This is a genomic window from Bradyrhizobium sp. JHI2711 (genome assembly GCF_056156565.1).
In genome coordinates, this window is record NZ_JBPZPT010000003.1 from 973,971 (window position 1) to 988,111 (window position 14,141).

At 65.6% G+C, this 14,141-nt stretch carries 12 protein-coding genes; 2 read left to right on the forward strand and 10 right to left on the reverse strand.

Annotated features, from left to right (window positions below; genetic code table 11):
* Window positions 1-16 precede the first annotated feature (16 nt).
* Window positions 17-889 carry a hypothetical protein gene (locus ACTEK7_RS26900; RefSeq protein WP_249786634.1) on the forward strand — a complete coding sequence of 291 codons (873 nt, stop codon included), beginning with the start codon at window positions 17-19 and terminating at the stop codon, window positions 887-889.
* On the opposite strand, the gene ACTEK7_RS26905 is transcribed toward ACTEK7_RS26900, so the two are convergent.
* The 3 genes from ACTEK7_RS26905 to ACTEK7_RS26915 all read right to left on the reverse strand — a co-directional run bounded on the left by ACTEK7_RS26905 (window position 886) and on the right by ACTEK7_RS26915 (window position 3,227).
* Window positions 886-1,446 carry a carboxymuconolactone decarboxylase family protein gene (locus tag ACTEK7_RS26905; protein ID WP_036014759.1) on the reverse strand — a complete coding sequence of 187 codons (561 nt, stop codon included), beginning with the start codon at window positions 1,444-1,446 and terminating at the stop codon, window positions 886-888. The two genes, ACTEK7_RS26900 and ACTEK7_RS26905, sit on opposite strands and share 4 nt — an antisense overlap.
* 108 nt (window positions 1,447-1,554) lie before the next feature.
* Window positions 1,555-2,718, reverse strand: coding sequence for a PLP-dependent cysteine synthase family protein (locus ACTEK7_RS26910; RefSeq protein ID WP_109141754.1), 1,164 nt, complete (start codon window positions 2,716-2,718; stop codon window positions 1,555-1,557).
* A gap of 44 nt (window positions 2,719-2,762) precedes the next feature.
* Window positions 2,763-3,227 (reverse strand): Lrp/AsnC family transcriptional regulator, encoded by a 465-nt coding sequence (locus tag ACTEK7_RS26915; RefSeq protein ID WP_057030169.1) that lies wholly within the window; start codon window positions 3,225-3,227, stop codon window positions 2,763-2,765.
* Window positions 3,228-3,385: 158 nt separating this feature from the next.
* Here ACTEK7_RS26915 and ACTEK7_RS26920 point away from each other — a divergent pair, with 158 nt between their 5' ends.
* Window positions 3,386-4,402: a 1-aminocyclopropane-1-carboxylate deaminase gene (locus ACTEK7_RS26920; protein ID WP_225148657.1), complete on the forward strand. Its 1,017-nt coding sequence runs from the start codon at window positions 3,386-3,388 to the stop codon at window positions 4,400-4,402.
* A 203-nt stretch (window positions 4,403-4,605) separates the two neighbouring features.
* On the opposite strand, the gene recQ is transcribed toward ACTEK7_RS26920, so the two are convergent.
* The 7 genes from recQ to ACTEK7_RS26955 all read right to left on the reverse strand — a co-directional run bounded on the left by recQ (window position 4,606) and on the right by ACTEK7_RS26955 (window position 14,138).
* Window positions 4,606-6,471, reverse strand: coding sequence for a DNA helicase RecQ (gene recQ / locus ACTEK7_RS26925; RefSeq protein ID WP_225148656.1), 1,866 nt, complete (start codon window positions 6,469-6,471; stop codon window positions 4,606-4,608).
* Window positions 6,472-6,712: 241 nt separating this feature from the next.
* Window positions 6,713-7,456 (reverse strand): polysaccharide deacetylase family protein, encoded by a 744-nt coding sequence (locus tag ACTEK7_RS26930; RefSeq protein WP_345944129.1) that lies wholly within the window; start codon window positions 7,454-7,456, stop codon window positions 6,713-6,715.
* 106 nt (window positions 7,457-7,562) lie between these two features.
* Complete coding sequence (metA, locus tag ACTEK7_RS26935) at window positions 7,563-8,561, reverse strand: homoserine O-succinyltransferase MetA (protein WP_225148654.1); 999 nt, start codon at window positions 8,559-8,561, stop codon at window positions 7,563-7,565.
* Between the two features lie 12 nt (window positions 8,562-8,573).
* Window positions 8,574-9,875 (reverse strand): O-acetylhomoserine aminocarboxypropyltransferase/cysteine synthase family protein, encoded by a 1,302-nt coding sequence (locus ACTEK7_RS26940; RefSeq protein ID WP_225148653.1) that lies wholly within the window; start codon window positions 9,873-9,875, stop codon window positions 8,574-8,576.
* A 353-nt stretch (window positions 9,876-10,228) separates the two neighbouring features.
* Window positions 10,229-11,788 carry an amidase family protein gene (locus tag ACTEK7_RS26945; protein WP_225148652.1) on the reverse strand — a complete coding sequence of 520 codons (1,560 nt, stop codon included), beginning with the start codon at window positions 11,786-11,788 and terminating at the stop codon, window positions 10,229-10,231.
* Between the two features lie 123 nt (window positions 11,789-11,911).
* Window positions 11,912-12,946 (reverse strand): aldo/keto reductase, encoded by a 1,035-nt coding sequence (locus tag ACTEK7_RS26950; protein WP_225148651.1) that lies wholly within the window; start codon window positions 12,944-12,946, stop codon window positions 11,912-11,914.
* A 10-nt stretch (window positions 12,947-12,956) separates the two neighbouring features.
* Window positions 12,957-14,138 (reverse strand): MFS transporter, encoded by a 1,182-nt coding sequence (locus ACTEK7_RS26955; protein WP_225148650.1) that lies wholly within the window; start codon window positions 14,136-14,138, stop codon window positions 12,957-12,959.
* Between the last annotated feature and the right edge of the window lie 3 nt (window positions 14,139-14,141).

Consider the following 14,141-nt stretch of genomic DNA (forward strand, 5'->3'; position numbering starts at 1 on the left):
CCAATCCCGTCGTGCGTTGCGCGCTGCCGCGGCGGGACTGCTGTGTCTCGCGGTCCCGGCAGGCGGCGCCTTCGCCGCCGACGATGAGGAGGACGAGCCCGCAAAGCCGATCGTCCCGAACATCTATCTCGATCTCCGCACCATCTATGCGACGATCCCCGCAGGCACGCTCGCGCTCGGCTTCGGCAACACCTCGCTGTCAGCCGCATTCCAAGCCCTGGCGGCGCAACGAGGCACGTCGCTGCGGAATGGACTGCCGGCCGCGAAATCGATTGCGATCGACCTGCCGCTGACCGTCGACGTCAGCGACCGCGTTTCGCTCTACGGCGGCGTATCCGGCACGACGACGGATATCGGCGGCGGCTGGTCGTCCTTCGACATCACGAGCTGGAACATCGGCGTGCAGGCCGATCTCTACCAGCAGAATGGCGGGAAGATCCCGACCATCACGGTGCAATCGACCCTGACGCAGTCGGTGCCCAACGAGCAGGGCATGACGAATTCCTTCAACAACATCGTGGAATTCGACTACGCGGTCGACGAGGACGAGACACGGGGCTGGCTCGCCGGCCTGCAATACACCACCGTCACCATCGCCAGCCCGTTCGCCACGATCCGGCCGAACACGATCCTCTATGCCGGCGGCTACTATCAATGGCCGAGCAACTGGAAGTTCACCGGGCGCCTCGGCATGCAGTCGTTCGGCGGCGCGCAGCTCGCGGGCCGGACGCTCGCGGAATCCTTCACCCAGCCGGTCATGCGGCTCGACCTCGATCGCATGGACGACAACGACAACCGCCTGTTCGGCATCACCGCGCAGATCGCCTGGATGCCGAAGCCGTCCTATCAGGTCACGTTGCGCACACCGCTCTACGCCGTGCGCAACTAGTCAGGCACCGGCACGTCGAAGGTGTTGAGCGTGACCGAGACCATGCAGTAGACGCCGACGAGATAGGACAGCTCGGCCGCGCCGTGCTCGCCGAATTCCTTCACCGCCGCACGCCAAGTCAGCTCCGGCAGCACGCCGCCGCTGACCAGTGCCGAAGCCATGTCGTAGGCGACGGCTTCCTGCTTGGTGAGGTCCACCGGCCGCTGGCCGGCAACGATGGTCGCGAGCTTCTCGTCGGAGAGGCCACGCTGCTCGGCCACCAGCACATGAGCGTAGAGCTCGTAACCGGAGCGGAAATGCGAGCCGGTGACGAGGATCGCGACCTCGCGTACGGCCGCGGGCAGCAGCGGGTTCGACGCAATCGCCTTGACCAGCTCCCACACCGGCTTGCCGAAGCGCGGCTCGCGGATCCAGGGATTCCAGGGCCCGAGCAGCGCGCCGTCCTCGCGCATGTTCACAAAACCCTTGAAGTGGTCCTTCATGCCGGCCCGCATGTCGTCATAGAGCGGCTTCTGTTCGTCGGTTAGCTCTTTCGGATCGAGAATGGGAAGGCGCACGGTAGGGTCTCCTCGTTGAGAAGACGCAACCGTCACCTGCATGCCTGCGCAAGGCAAGTGAAGTTGCCGTGACGACCGTGCGATTTCGCAAATGCCAGGCAGATCTCGCTATGACGCCGTGGGGTTTTGCAGGCTTTGAGGATTGACCACGTCGTCGACGTCCAGCGCCAGTGGCTCACCTGTGGCGAGGAACGACGACAGCGCCGCCTCGAACGGCGCCGGATCGAGGCCGCGCGCGGCGAGCCAAGCGGGCTCGTAATAGGTCTGCCGGTAGCGCTCGCCGGAATCGCAGATCAGCGTCACCAACGATCCCGTGACGCTCGCCTGGCGCATCTCCGAGGCGAGCCGGCACAGCGCCAGGAAGTTGGTGCCGGTGGAGCCGCCGACCGCACGGCGCAGCCGTCGCGACAGCACGTTCATCGCCGCGACCGTTGCCGCATCCGGGATCTTCATCATGCGATCGACCACGCCGGGCACGAAGGACGGCTCGCAGCGGGGGCGACCGACGCCCTCGATCAGCGACGGGCGGTCGCAAACACGGGAGCGGTCCAGCGTGCGGAAGCAATCGAAGAACGCGGAATGCTCGACATCGGCGACGCACAGCCGGGTCGGATATTGCCGATACCGCAGATAACGTCCGATGGTGGCCGACGTGCCGCCGGTGCCGGCGCCCATCACGATCCAGTCCGGAATCGGCCGCGGCTCGCCCTGCAACTGCGTGAAGATGGACTCGGCGATGTTGTTGTTGCCGCGCCAGTCGGTGGCCCGCTCGGCGAAGGTGAACTGATCCATGTAGTGGCCGTCCAGCCGGGCGGCGAGTGCCGCGGCTTCCGCATAGAGCGCGCGGCCGTCGTCGATCAAATGGCAATTGCCGCCATAATGCTCGATCGCGGCGATCTTCTCCGCCGAGGTCGTGCGCGGCATCACGGCGTAGAAGGGCACGCCGATCATCTCAGCGAAATAGGCCTCCGACACCGCGGTTGATCCCGACGAGGCCTCGACCACGGGCGTGCCTTCGCGGATGTGGCCGTTGCAGAGCGCATAGAGGAACAGCGAGCGCGCGAGGCGATGCTTCAGGCTGCCGGTCGGATGCGTGGACTCATCCTTCAGATAGATGTCGATGCCCGATAGCGCCGGCACGATCAGCCGGATCAGATGCGTGTCGGCGGTGCGGCACTGGTCGGCCTCGATGGCGGCCACGGCCTCGTCGACCCAGCCGCGCCGATAGGCCGGCCCGGCCGGATTGTGCTGGCGGAAGGGGAATGTCTGCATCGGGCGAATCTCTCATGATGCGGATAGCGCATCAATAGCTGCGCCTAAAATTCCAGCGGCGCGTTGTCGACGACTTCCTTCATCACGAAGAAGGTCCGGGTCTGGCGCACGCCGGGGAGCGCGATCAGCTGCTCGCCGTGGATGCGGTTGAAATCCTCCATGTCGCCGACGCGGATCTTGAGGAAGTAATCGAAATCGCCGGCGACGAGATGGCAGTCGAGCACGAATTTCAGCTTTGCAACGGCCTGCTCGAAGGTGGCAAAGCTTTCCGGCGTCGAGCGGTCGAGCACGACCCCGACCATCACCAGCGTGCCCTTTGCCACCTTCTTCGGCGCGACCATGGCGCGGACATTGGCGATGAAGCCGTCCTCGAACAGGCGCTGGGTGCGACGATGGCAGGTGGCGGGGCTGATCGCGACCGTTTCGGCCAGCTCGGCGTTGCTGAGCCGACCGTTATTCTGAAGCAATCTCAAGATCTTGAGGTCGGTGCGGTCGAGCCGGGCAGCCATGAAAGAAACTTCCGAAAATAGGTGCTGTTCTGGAAGGAATGTTAGCAATTATCACGACTTTCGCAAGAAGCCGTGCAACATGGCCGCAATATTCGAGAGCACATTTTCCCGACGTGATGCTAGGGAGCCGCCAACACCAACGCCAATCGAGATGACCCATGAAGCTGGACAAATTTCCGCGCTATCCTTTGACCTTCGGCCCGACGCCCATCGAGAAGCTGGAGCGGCTCTCAAAACATCTCGGCGGCCATGTCGAGGTCTATGCCAAGCGCGAGGACTGCAATTCCGGCCTTGCCTATGGCGGCAACAAGCTGCGCAAGCTCGAATACATCATCCCCGATGCGATCGCCTCCAACGCTGATACGCTGGTCTCGATCGGCGGCGTGCAATCGAACCACACACGCATGATCGCGGCGGTCGCGGCCAAGCTCGGCATGAAATGCCGCCTGGTGCAGGAAGCCTGGGTGCCGCACGAGGACGCGGTGTATGACCGTGTCGGCAACATCATGCTCTCGCGCATCATGGGCGCCGACGTGCGCCTGGTCGACGACGGCTTCGATATCGGCATCCGCAAGAGCTGGGAGCAGGCGATCGAGGAAGTGAAGGCGGCGGGCGGCAAGCCTTACGCCATTCCCGCCGGTGCCTCCGTGCATAAGTTTGGCGGCCTCGGCTATGTCGGCTTTGCCGAGGAGGTGCGCAAGCAGGAAGCCGAGCTCGGCTTCAAGTTCGACTACATCGTCGTCTGCACCGTCACCGGCTCCACCCATGCCGGCATGCTGGTCGGGTTTGCGGCGGACGGCCGTGCGCGAAAAGTCATCGGTATTGATGCGTCGTTCACGCCGGCACAGACCAAGGCCCAGGTGCTCGAGATCGCGCAGAACACGGCAAAGCTCGTCGAGCTCGGCAAGGACCTCGTCACTGACGACGTCGTGCTGATCGAGGACTACGCCTATCCCGCCTATGGTGTGCCATCGGAGGAGACCAAGGAGGCGATCCGCCTCACCGCGCGCCTCGAAGGCATGATCACCGACCCCGTCTATGAGGGCAAGTCGATGCAGGGCCTGATCGATCTCGCCCAGAAGGGCTATTTCGAGAAGGGCGCGAAGATCCTCTACGCCCATCTCGGCGGCGCGCCGGCGCTGAACGGGTATGCGTATGCGTTCAGGAATGGGTGAGTGAGAGCGTAGCGCACTCGCACGTCATACACTGCTGTCGTCCCGGGGCGCGACGAAGTCGCGAGCCCGGGACCCATACGCCACAGCAATCGTTTTGCGAGGACTGGCAGTTGCCAGCCTGCCGTCATCACACCGGCCTGTGGTTATGGATCCCGGATCTGCGCTTCGCTTGTCCGGGATGACAGGGGAGTTTTTGGCTCGCCCTACCTCGTCCTCACGATCTGCAGCAGCTCGTCGCCGTAGTGCTCGAGCTTCTTGTCGCCGATCCCCGGCACGTTGCGCAGCTCGTCCAGCGTGGTCGGCCAGGCCCGGACGATGCCGTCGATGGTGGCATCGTGCAACACCACATAGGCCGGCACGCCGCGTTCGCGCGCGACCTCTGACCGCCAGGCGCGCAGGCGCGCGCGCAATTCGGGATCGACGTCGCCTTGCGGCGCGCTCGCCGCGGGCGCGAGGTCACCGCGGCGTGACGTGGCCCGGCTGGCGCGAACCCGCGTGCCGGGCGCCTCCTCGCGCAGCCAGACCTCGGTCTCGCCGCGCAGCACGCCGCGCGAAGACTCCGTCAGCTTGAGCGCGCCGTAGGCTTCGCTGTCGCTGCGCAAATGGCCCGTCGCCACCAATTGCCGCAGCACCGTGCGCCACTGCTTCTCGTTGAGCTCGCGGCCAATGCCGAACACCGACAGCTTGTCGTGACCGAACTGTGTGACCTTCTCGGTCAGGCGTCCGACCAGCACGTCGATCAAATGCATGGCGCCGAAACGCTGCCCGGTGCGATAGACGCAGGACAGCAGCTTCTGCGCCAGCACCTTGCCGTCGCGCATCTTCGGCGGCGTCAGGCAATTGTCGCAATTGCCGCAGCTCTCGCCCATCACGATCTCGCCGAAATAGGCGAGCAGGCGCCGGCGTCGGCAATGCGGCGTCTCGGCGAGGCCGACCAGCGCGTCGAGCTTGCCGATCGAGACCCGCTTGAAATCCTCCGATCCGGCCGATTCGTCGATCATGCGGCGCTGCTGCACGATGTCGGAGAGGCCGTAGGTCATCCACGCCGCCGACGGCTTGCCGTCACGACCGGCGCGTCCGGTCTCCTGGTAATAGGCCTCGATGCTCTTGGGCAGGTCGAGATGGGCGACGAAGCGCACGTCGGGCTTGTCGATGCCCATGCCGAAGGCGATGGTCGCGACGATGACGATGCCGTCCTCGTTGAGGAAGCGATCCTGGTTGCGCGAGCGCACCGCCCCGTCGAGCCCGGCGTGGTAGGGCAGCGCCGCAATGCCGGCCTCGGCAAGCGCTGCGGCGACCTCCTCGACGCGGTTGCGCGACAGGCAATAGACCACGCCGGCATCGCCCATGTGGCGCTCGCGGATGAATTCCTTCAGCTGCGACACCGCATTGCGCTTGTCGACGATCTCATAGCGGATGTTGGGCCGGTCGAAGCTGGAGACGAACTGCGGCGCGCCCGTCAGCTGCAGCCGCTCGACGATCTCCTTGCGCGTCAGCTCGTCGGCGGTCGCGGTCAGCGCGATGCGCGGCACGTCGGGAAAGCGCTCGGCGATGACGGAAAGGCCGACATATTCGGGCCGGAAATCGTGGCCCCATTGCGAGACGCAATGCGCCTCGTCGATCGCGAACAGCGCCACTTTCGCCTGCGCCAGCAGCGATAGGCAGCGCGGCGTGACCAGCCGTTCCGGCGCGACATAGAGCAGATCGAGATCGCCGGCGAGCAGGCGGCGTTCGATGTCGGAGGCCTCCTGCGGCGTCAGCGACGAGTTCAGCGCGGCGGCATTGACACCGGCCTCGATCAGGCCGGCGACCTGGTCGCGCATCAAGGCGATCAACGGCGAGACCACGATGCCGCAGCCTTCGCGCAGCAAGGATGGAAGCTGATAGCACAGCGACTTGCCGCCGCCGGTCGGCATCAAGACCAGGCAATTGCCGCCGTCCGTGACGTGGCGGACGATCTCGCCCTGCGCGCCGCGAAATCCCGGCAGGCCGAACACCGAATGCAGCACCGACAGCGCATCGCCGCCGTTGGCCGGCGCAGGCAGTGGGGCGTTGGAGGGAGCGGACATGGGCGGAGCAGATCAGGCCGTGGGATTCGTCACAAGGCCAGTCGCATGCTGGTGTGGCTGTGGCAAGACTGTTTGGAGGCGAGGCACGACTCTTCCCTCTCCCCTTGTGGGAGAGGGTGCCTCGCGAAGCGAGGTGGGTGAGGGGTTCTATCCGCGAACGCAGATATGAGCTTGTGGAGACATACCCCTCATCCGGCGCTTCGCGCCACCTTCTCCCACAAGGGGAGAAGGGAAGAAGAGGCTACGCCCCGATCCGTCGGAGCGCTTCTGCGACCGTCACGATCGGCATGTTGCGCTTGGCGGCGGCTTCAAGCGCATGACGCATCAGATGCGGCGTGCAGCCATAGGGGCTCGGCCTGTCGCTGACGTCGTGGCCGTAGAAGATCAGCCAGCCGCCGCTCGCGACCGCCTCGTCGAAATAGCGATCGACGCCCGCCTCGTCGATCTCGCAATCGACCAAGGGGGAGGCGCGCAGGAATTGGAGGTCGATGACGCCGCTGTTGACGCCGGGAAGAATGCCGCGCGCGGAACGGAAGGCCTTTGTCAGCTGCGGCTTGCGCCACACCGAGGCGATGCCATAGGGATAGGCGAAATTCTCCAGCGTGATCGAGCCATCGATGCCGCGGAGATGGCTGCGGTTTCGTTCGATCTCGCGCTCCATGGCGGCTTCGTCGAGCGTCGCCGAGCTCTGATGCGAGAAGGTGTGGCAGGCGATCTCGTGCCCGGCGCGGTGAAGCCGGACGATCGCATCATCCGAGAGGCCGTGCCAATGCTCCGACGGCCGACCGATCAGGCTGCCGGCGAGGTAATAGGTGCCGCGGCCGCCATGCCGCTCCAGTAGCTCGGCGCCCTCGCCCGCGGCGCTATCGGGGGCATCGTCGAACGTGAAGCTCACCATCGCCGCATGCGCGGCCAGCCGGTGCGGCGCGGCGCGGAAATGCCGGGCCAACCGATTGCTCACGCGTCCCTGGAGTGCCGACCACACGACTGCGTTTCCTGTGATGCCTTCTTGCTCTACTGAAACATTCGTGCGCAGGTCGAGGCAAGCCTAACGCCCGGGTAATCCTAACGCCGAACCAAGAGCGCTTCGGCTAGCGCACCGACATCGACGCGTCGGCGTCCGCGCCGAGATAACGCAGCCAATTGCGGAAGAGCACCGCCGCCGCGTCGCCAGCGCCGATATCGGCGCGCAGGTTCAGCGCGGGCAGCTCGTTGCTGAGCGCCGGATGGCGCTGGTGCGCCGCCTTCTTCTCGAACCGAGCCAGCTTCTCTTCAGTCGCTGCGTCAAAATAACTCACCGGCAGGCGCGGATAGGTCTCCCGCTCCCGCGCGAGATAGCGGCCGATGTCACGCAGATATTCGCGCTGCAGCGACAGCGCGTCATATTCGGGGTGACCCTGGAAGAACACGAAGCGGCTGGCATATTGGCGAACGAAGACGTCGACGCCAGCCTCCTGTGAGCGTGTCAGCACCTGATAACCGGCGTGCACGAGGTCGCTCTCGGCGATCTCGTTCAAACGTGAATGCGACACCTTGAGCGGTGCGGGCGCAGAGCGGGTCAGCAAATCGTCCGTCACGACGCCGCAATCGAAAATGCCGTGACATTTGGCCGGCAGCCGCCGCCGTTCAATATTGTCGAGATGCAGCACCGCGGCATGCGCGGCAAGGCACGACCAGATCGTCGAACGCGTGTTGGTCTTGGCCCAGTCGATCAGGTTCGTGAGGTCGCGCCAGTACGGCTCCCCGTCGAGCTCGGGCGCGATCGGCTCTGCGCCCGTCACGATCAGCCCATCGAACTTGCCGCGCTCGAGATCGGAAAGGTTGGAATACTCGCTCTCGACATGCCATTTCGCTTCCGGCGACCGCTTCACGCTGGGAAGCGAGAAGCAGTGGAAGCGGATACGGCGCGAGCTCGCCGCGGCCAGAAGCAGCTTCATGAACTGCCGCTCGGTCGCCTTCAACGCGGCATCCGGCATGTTGTTGACGAGGCCGATGGTGAGTTCGGCGCCGGCATCGCGCGCGAGATCGTGCGCGGCCGGCACCAGCGTCGGGCCCGCGATGACCTGATCCTTGTCGATCAAGATCGTCATGGCCGGCGCCGCCTACTCCGCAGCCTCGCGGCGCGCCGACGGGCAGGCCTTTTCCAGCGCCTGGTCGATGTCCTCGATGATATCAGAGACATGCTCGATGCCGATCGACAGACGGATCGTCTCCGGCAGCACGCCGGCGGCGCGCTGCTGCTCCGCCGACATCTGGCGATGGGTGGTCGATGCCGGATGGCAGGCGAGCGACTTGGCATCGCCGATATTGACGAGGCGCGTGATCAGCTTCAGCGCATCGTAAAACGCCTTGCCGGCCTCCATGCCGCCCTTGATGCCGAAGGTGAATAGCGAGGAGGCGTTGCCGTTCAGGTACTTCTGCACGAGGGGATAATAGGGGCTGGCCGGGAAGCCGGTGTAATTGACCCAGGCCACGCGCGGATCGCCGCGCAGGAATTCGGCGACCTTGCGGGCGTTCTCGACATGGCGCTCCATGCGCAGCGCCACGGTCTCGATGCCCTGAAGCAGCAGGAAGGCGTTGAACGGCGACAGCACCGAGCCCATTGTGCGCTGATAGACGCTGCGCGCGCGCTCGATATAGGCGGTCTTGCCGAAGCGCTCGGCATAGACGAGGCCGTGATAGGAGGCGTCGGGCTTGTTGTAAGCCGGGAAGCGATCGGCGTGCTCGGCCCAGGGAAAGTTTCCGGAATCGACGATGGCGCCGCCGAGCGTGGTGCCGTGACCGCCCAAGAACTTGGTCAGCGAATGCACCGCGATATCGGCCCCATAGTCGAACGGCTTGAAGAGGATCGGGGTGGCGACGGTGTTGTCGACGATCAGCGGCACGCCATGCGCGTGCGCGACCTTCGCCAGCGCCTCGATGTCGCAGACATTGCCGGCGGGATTGCCGATGGTCTCGGCGAACACCGCACGGGTGTTCTCGTCGATTAGCTTCTCGACCGCCTCGGGCTTGTCGCTCTCGGCGAAACGGCCGGTAATGCCTTGGCGCGGCAGGATGTGGGAGAGCAGCGTATGCGTGGTGCCGTAGAGTTGCGGCACGGAGACGATGTTGCCGCCGTGATCGGCGACGTTGACGAAGGCGAAATGCAGCGCTGCCTGCCCGGTCGCGACCGCGAGCGCGCCGACGCCGCCTTCGAGCTGGGCGATGCGTTTCTCCAGCACTGCGCTGGTCGGATTGGCGATGCGGCTGTAACGAAAGCCTTCGGTCTCCAGATTGAACAGGGCGGCGCCATGATCGGCGCTGTCGAAGGCGTAGGCCGCGGTCTGGTAGATCGGCACGGCCACTGCGTGCGTGGTGGCTTCAGGCTCGTAGCCGGCGTGAATAGCGATCGTCTCGTTGCGCATCGTGCCACCTCCGCGTGGAGCGGGCCGCACTTATTGGCCTAGAATGAGGCATGTGCGTTGTCCGCCGCTCCTCTGTTAGAGGCGGGTGGTAAAGCGGACAATAATTCGCTTAGAGATCGAGGAAGTAACCCTAATGCTTGCTCGCGGATTGGCTGAAATCCGGGTTAAAGCGGATTAACGAACGCGCTCTCGCCGTGGCGCTCCTACTCCTCTTGTGGGAGAAGGTGGCGCGAAGCGCCGGAGGTGGGGTGTCTATCCACACGCGAACTCGTGGAGGGATACCCCTCACCCGTCTCACCGCTCTGCGGCGAGCCACCCTCTCCCACAAGGGGAGAGGGTGAAATTACCCGCCGCTACGCCATTCTTTCCCACAGCCGGTGCGCGAGCACGCCGACGCGTTTCTCGATGGCGGCTGCGGCATCGAGGGCGAGATCCTCGCGATAGCGGCCGGCAATCAATTGCACGCCGATCGGCTTGCCGTCATGCAGCGCCACCGGCACCACGGCGCCGGGCAGGCCCAGCACGTTGATGGCGGAGATGAAGCGGATCTCGCCCCAGAAGATCTCGCGCACGCGCTCGGAGCTGATGGTGTCCTCGCGCGGGCCCGGCGTCGGCTTCACCGTGGTCGGCGCCAGCACCACCGGATACTCCTCGAAGAACAATTGCCAGGCGCGGATGTGGCCGTTGCGCGCGGCGGTCGCCTGCATCCAGCCCTTGAGATCGAGCACGTTGGCCTTGGCCTTCATGCCGCCCCAGGACTTGTGAAAATCCTCGGATGTGACCTTCAGCATGGCGGCCTCCTGCATCATCACGGTCTCGTTTGTGATGATGTCGCACCAGGTCTGCCAGACCCCGTTGATGTCGGGTACCTCGACCTCGCTGACGCGATAGCCGGACCGCTCGAGATGATCGGCAGCCTGGCGCAGCGCCGCGGCGACAGAGGGATCGACGTCCATGTCCTCGGGGATCTTCGCCAGTGCAACCTTGATCGGCCGCTTCGGCCGCTCGCCGACCAGCGGCGCGGGCACCCACCAGGGATCGCGCGGATCGCGCTGGCTCATCACCTCCAAAGCGAGGCGCACGTCGGCGACATGGCGCGCGAGCGGCCCCTGCGCCGACATCAGATGCGCCAGCATCGGCCGCTCCGACGTTGCGCTTCCGTTGAAGGCGGGGATGCGGCCCTGCGTCGGCTTGATGGTGGCAACGCCGTTGCAATGCGCCGGCCAGCGCAGCGAGCCGCCGATGTCGTTGCCGTGGGCGATGGTGCCGATGCCCGCAGCAACCGCCGAGCCTGCGCCCCCGGAGGAGCCGCCGCAGGTGATGTCGGGATCCCAGGGGTTGAGCGTCAGCCCATGCAGGGGATTGTCGGTGAAGCCGCGAAAGGAGAATTCGGGCGTGTTGGTGAGACCGATGACGATCGCGCCTGATTTCTTCAGGTTGCGCACCACGGGCGAGTCGGAGGGTGCAATGAGGTCCTTGTTGGCGGGCACGCCGTTGAAATTCGGCCGGCCCTCGTAGTCGACATTTTCCTTGATCGTAATCGGCACGCCGTGCAGGAGACCGAGCTCGCCGCCTTTGGCGCGCTGCTTGTCGGCCGCGTGCGCCGCTTTGAGTGCTTCCTCCGAGAGATCGACGACGACCGCATTCAGCTTCGGATTGACGGTGCGCATTCGTTCGAGATGCGCTTCCACCGCCTCCACCGCGGAGATGGCGCCGGAGCGGATCGCAGCCGCGGTCTCAACCGCCGACCATTGCCAGGCCGGGCCCTTCGGGCGCCGCGGCTTCGCCGATTTGCCGGCAGCGGCCTTTCCGGCCGGCTTGGCGACGGCGCTCTTGCGGCCGGAGCCCTTCTTCGAAGCCTTCGCCGTCGTCTTCAACACACTTTTCTTCTTGGTCGCCGTCTTCTTCGCCACGCCGCATCTCCTAAATTTGCGCGGCGGAGGTTAGGGACGACATGGGACCCTGTACAGGCGCGATTCTGCATGGCGCATTGTCGCGACGCTCTGTCGCAATCGCAGCCTTCCATGAGCAAGCTCCTACACCAACGGTGGATTGAGCCGCGCAAAGCCCTCCTGGACGCGATAGGGATAGTACGGATAAGGCGGCATCACCCCGCTGACCTCATCGAGCCGCTTGATCTGGTCCGCGCTCAGCGACCAGCCGACGGCACCGAGATTGTCGCGCAGCTGCGCTTCGTCGCGCGCCCCGATGATCACGGAAGAGACCGTGGGACGCGACAGCAGCCAGGCAATCGCGACCTGCGGCACGGTCCGAGCGGCCTCCACAGCAATCGCATCGAGCACGTCAACGACGGCGTAGAGGCGCGCATCGTCCACGGGCGGACCGAACTGTGCGGTGGCATGCAGACGGCTTCCTTGCGGCAGCGGCTGGCCGCGCCGGATCTTTCCGGTGAGCCTGCCCCAGCCCAGCGGGCTCCAGACCAGAGCGCCGACGCCCTGATCGCGCGCGAGCGGCATCAGCTCCCATTCATAGTCGCGCCCCAGCAGGGAGTAATAGACCTGGTGCGCGACATAGCGCGGCCAGCCATGCCGGTCCGCGATCGCGAGCGACTTCATCAGCTGCCAGCCGGCGAAATTCGAGACGCCGACATAGCGCAGCTTACCGGCGCGCACGAGCATATCGAGCGTGGACAGCACCTCCTCGATCGACGTGAACGCGTCGAAGGCGTGGAGCTGAAGCAGATCGATATGGTCAGTGCCGAGCCGTCCTAGCGCCGCATCGACCGAGGCAAGCAGCCGCTGCCGCGACGAGCCGGCATCGAGCGGACCGTCGCCCATCGGCAGGCTCATCTTGGTCGAGATCAGCACCTTGTCGCGGTGCCCCTTGATCGCAGCACCGAAGATCTCCTCGGAGGCGCCGTTCGAATAGACATCGGCGCTGTCGAACAGATTGACGCCGGCATCGAGGCAGATATCGACGAGCCTGCGGGCCTCATCGATGCCGCTGCGGCCCCAGGCGGAGAACAACGGACCCTGGCCGCCGAACGTGCCGGTGCCGAAGCTCAGGGCGGGAACTTTGAGCCCGGAAGCGCCGAGATTGCGGTATTCCATGATCGCTCTCCTACTCCGCCGGGCACACCGCGACGGTGGCCGGCGCGCGATCGAGCCGGAGACTCCACAGCGCCAGAACGAGGCCAATGGCGGTGATGCCGGCCGCGACCAGCGGCAGCGCCGAAAGGCCGAGCCCGCGGTCGATGGTGAGGCCGCCTGCCCAGGCGCCGAGCGCATTGCCGAGATTGAACGCGGCGATGTTGAGGCTGGAGGCGAGCGTCCGGCCACTGGGACCTGCGGCTTCCAGCACGCGAAGCTGAAGCGGGGCGACGGTCGCGAAGGCGGCGGTGCCGAGTAGCAGGATCAGCGCGACGGACAGGATCTTGATCGACAGCACGGCCGCCAGGCCGAGCAGCACGATCGCAAGCGCGGCAAGCGTGCCGGTCAAGGCCCGTGCGAGGCCGCGGTCCGCAAGCTTGCCGCCGGCGATATTGCCGATCCCAAGGCCGACGCCGAACACCAGCAGGATCGGCGAGACGGCAGCCTCCGAAAAGCCGGTGAAGCGCGTCAGGATCGGCTGGATATAGGTGAAGACGACGAACAGTCCGGCGAAGCCGAACACGGTCATGGCAAGACCGAGCAGCACCTGCGGACGGCCGAGCACGGCCACTTCCTCGGCAAGCGAGATCGGCTTGTCGCCATCGCCGACATGGCCGGGGACGAGCCCGGCGACGACCGCAAACGCGATCACGCCGATGACAGTCACCGCCCAGAACGCCGCGCGCCAGCCGAGCATCAGGCCGAGCCAGGCACCGAAGGGCACGCCCAGGAGCGTCGCGACCGTCAGGCCGATGAACATGGTGGCGATCGCAGACGCACGCTTGTCCTCGGCGACGAGGCTGGTGGCCACCACCGAGCCGACGCCGAAGAACGTGCCGTGGGCGAGGGAGGTCAGCACCCGCGCGGCCATCAGCAATTCGTAAGTGGGTGCGAGCGCGCAAGCCGCATTGCCGAGCGTGAAGATCGCCATCAGCGCCAGCAGCACGGTTTTCCGCGGCATCCGCCGCGTCGCCAGCGTCAGCACCGGCGCGCCGACGAACACGCCGAGCGCATAGCCTGATATCAGCAGGCCCGCGACCGGCACCGAGACGTGCATGTCGGCGGCGACCTGCAGCAGCAAGCCCATGATGATGAATTCGGTGGTGCCGATGCCGAAGGCACCGGCGGTGAGCGCGAGGACGGCAGGAGGCATGCG

Bases quoted from the DNA above. Each gene is read 5' to 3' on its own strand.
- recQ (WP_225148656.1), bottom strand. From the start codon at position 6,471: ATGTCCGCTCCCTCCAACGCCCCACTGCCTGCGCCGGCCAACGGCGGC.
- ACTEK7_RS26920 (WP_225148657.1), top strand. From the start codon at position 3,386: ATGAAGCTGGACAAATTTCCGCGCTATCCTTTGACCTTCGGCCCGACG.
- ACTEK7_RS26940 (WP_225148653.1), bottom strand. From the start codon at position 9,875: ATGCGCAACGAGACGATCGCTATTCACGCCGGCTACGAGCCTGAAGCC.
- ACTEK7_RS26915 (WP_057030169.1), bottom strand. From the start codon at position 3,227: ATGGCTGCCCGGCTCGACCGCACCGACCTCAAGATCTTGAGATTGCTT.
- ACTEK7_RS26910 (WP_109141754.1), bottom strand. From the start codon at position 2,718: ATGCAGACATTCCCCTTCCGCCAGCACAATCCGGCCGGGCCGGCCTAT.
- ACTEK7_RS26950 (WP_225148651.1), bottom strand. From the start codon at position 12,946: ATGGAATACCGCAATCTCGGCGCTTCCGGGCTCAAAGTTCCCGCCCTG.
- metA (WP_225148654.1), bottom strand. From the start codon at position 8,561: ATGACGATCTTGATCGACAAGGATCAGGTCATCGCGGGCCCGACGCTG.
- ACTEK7_RS26955 (WP_225148650.1), bottom strand. From the start codon at position 14,138: ATGCCTCCTGCCGTCCTCGCGCTCACCGCCGGTGCCTTCGGCATCGGC.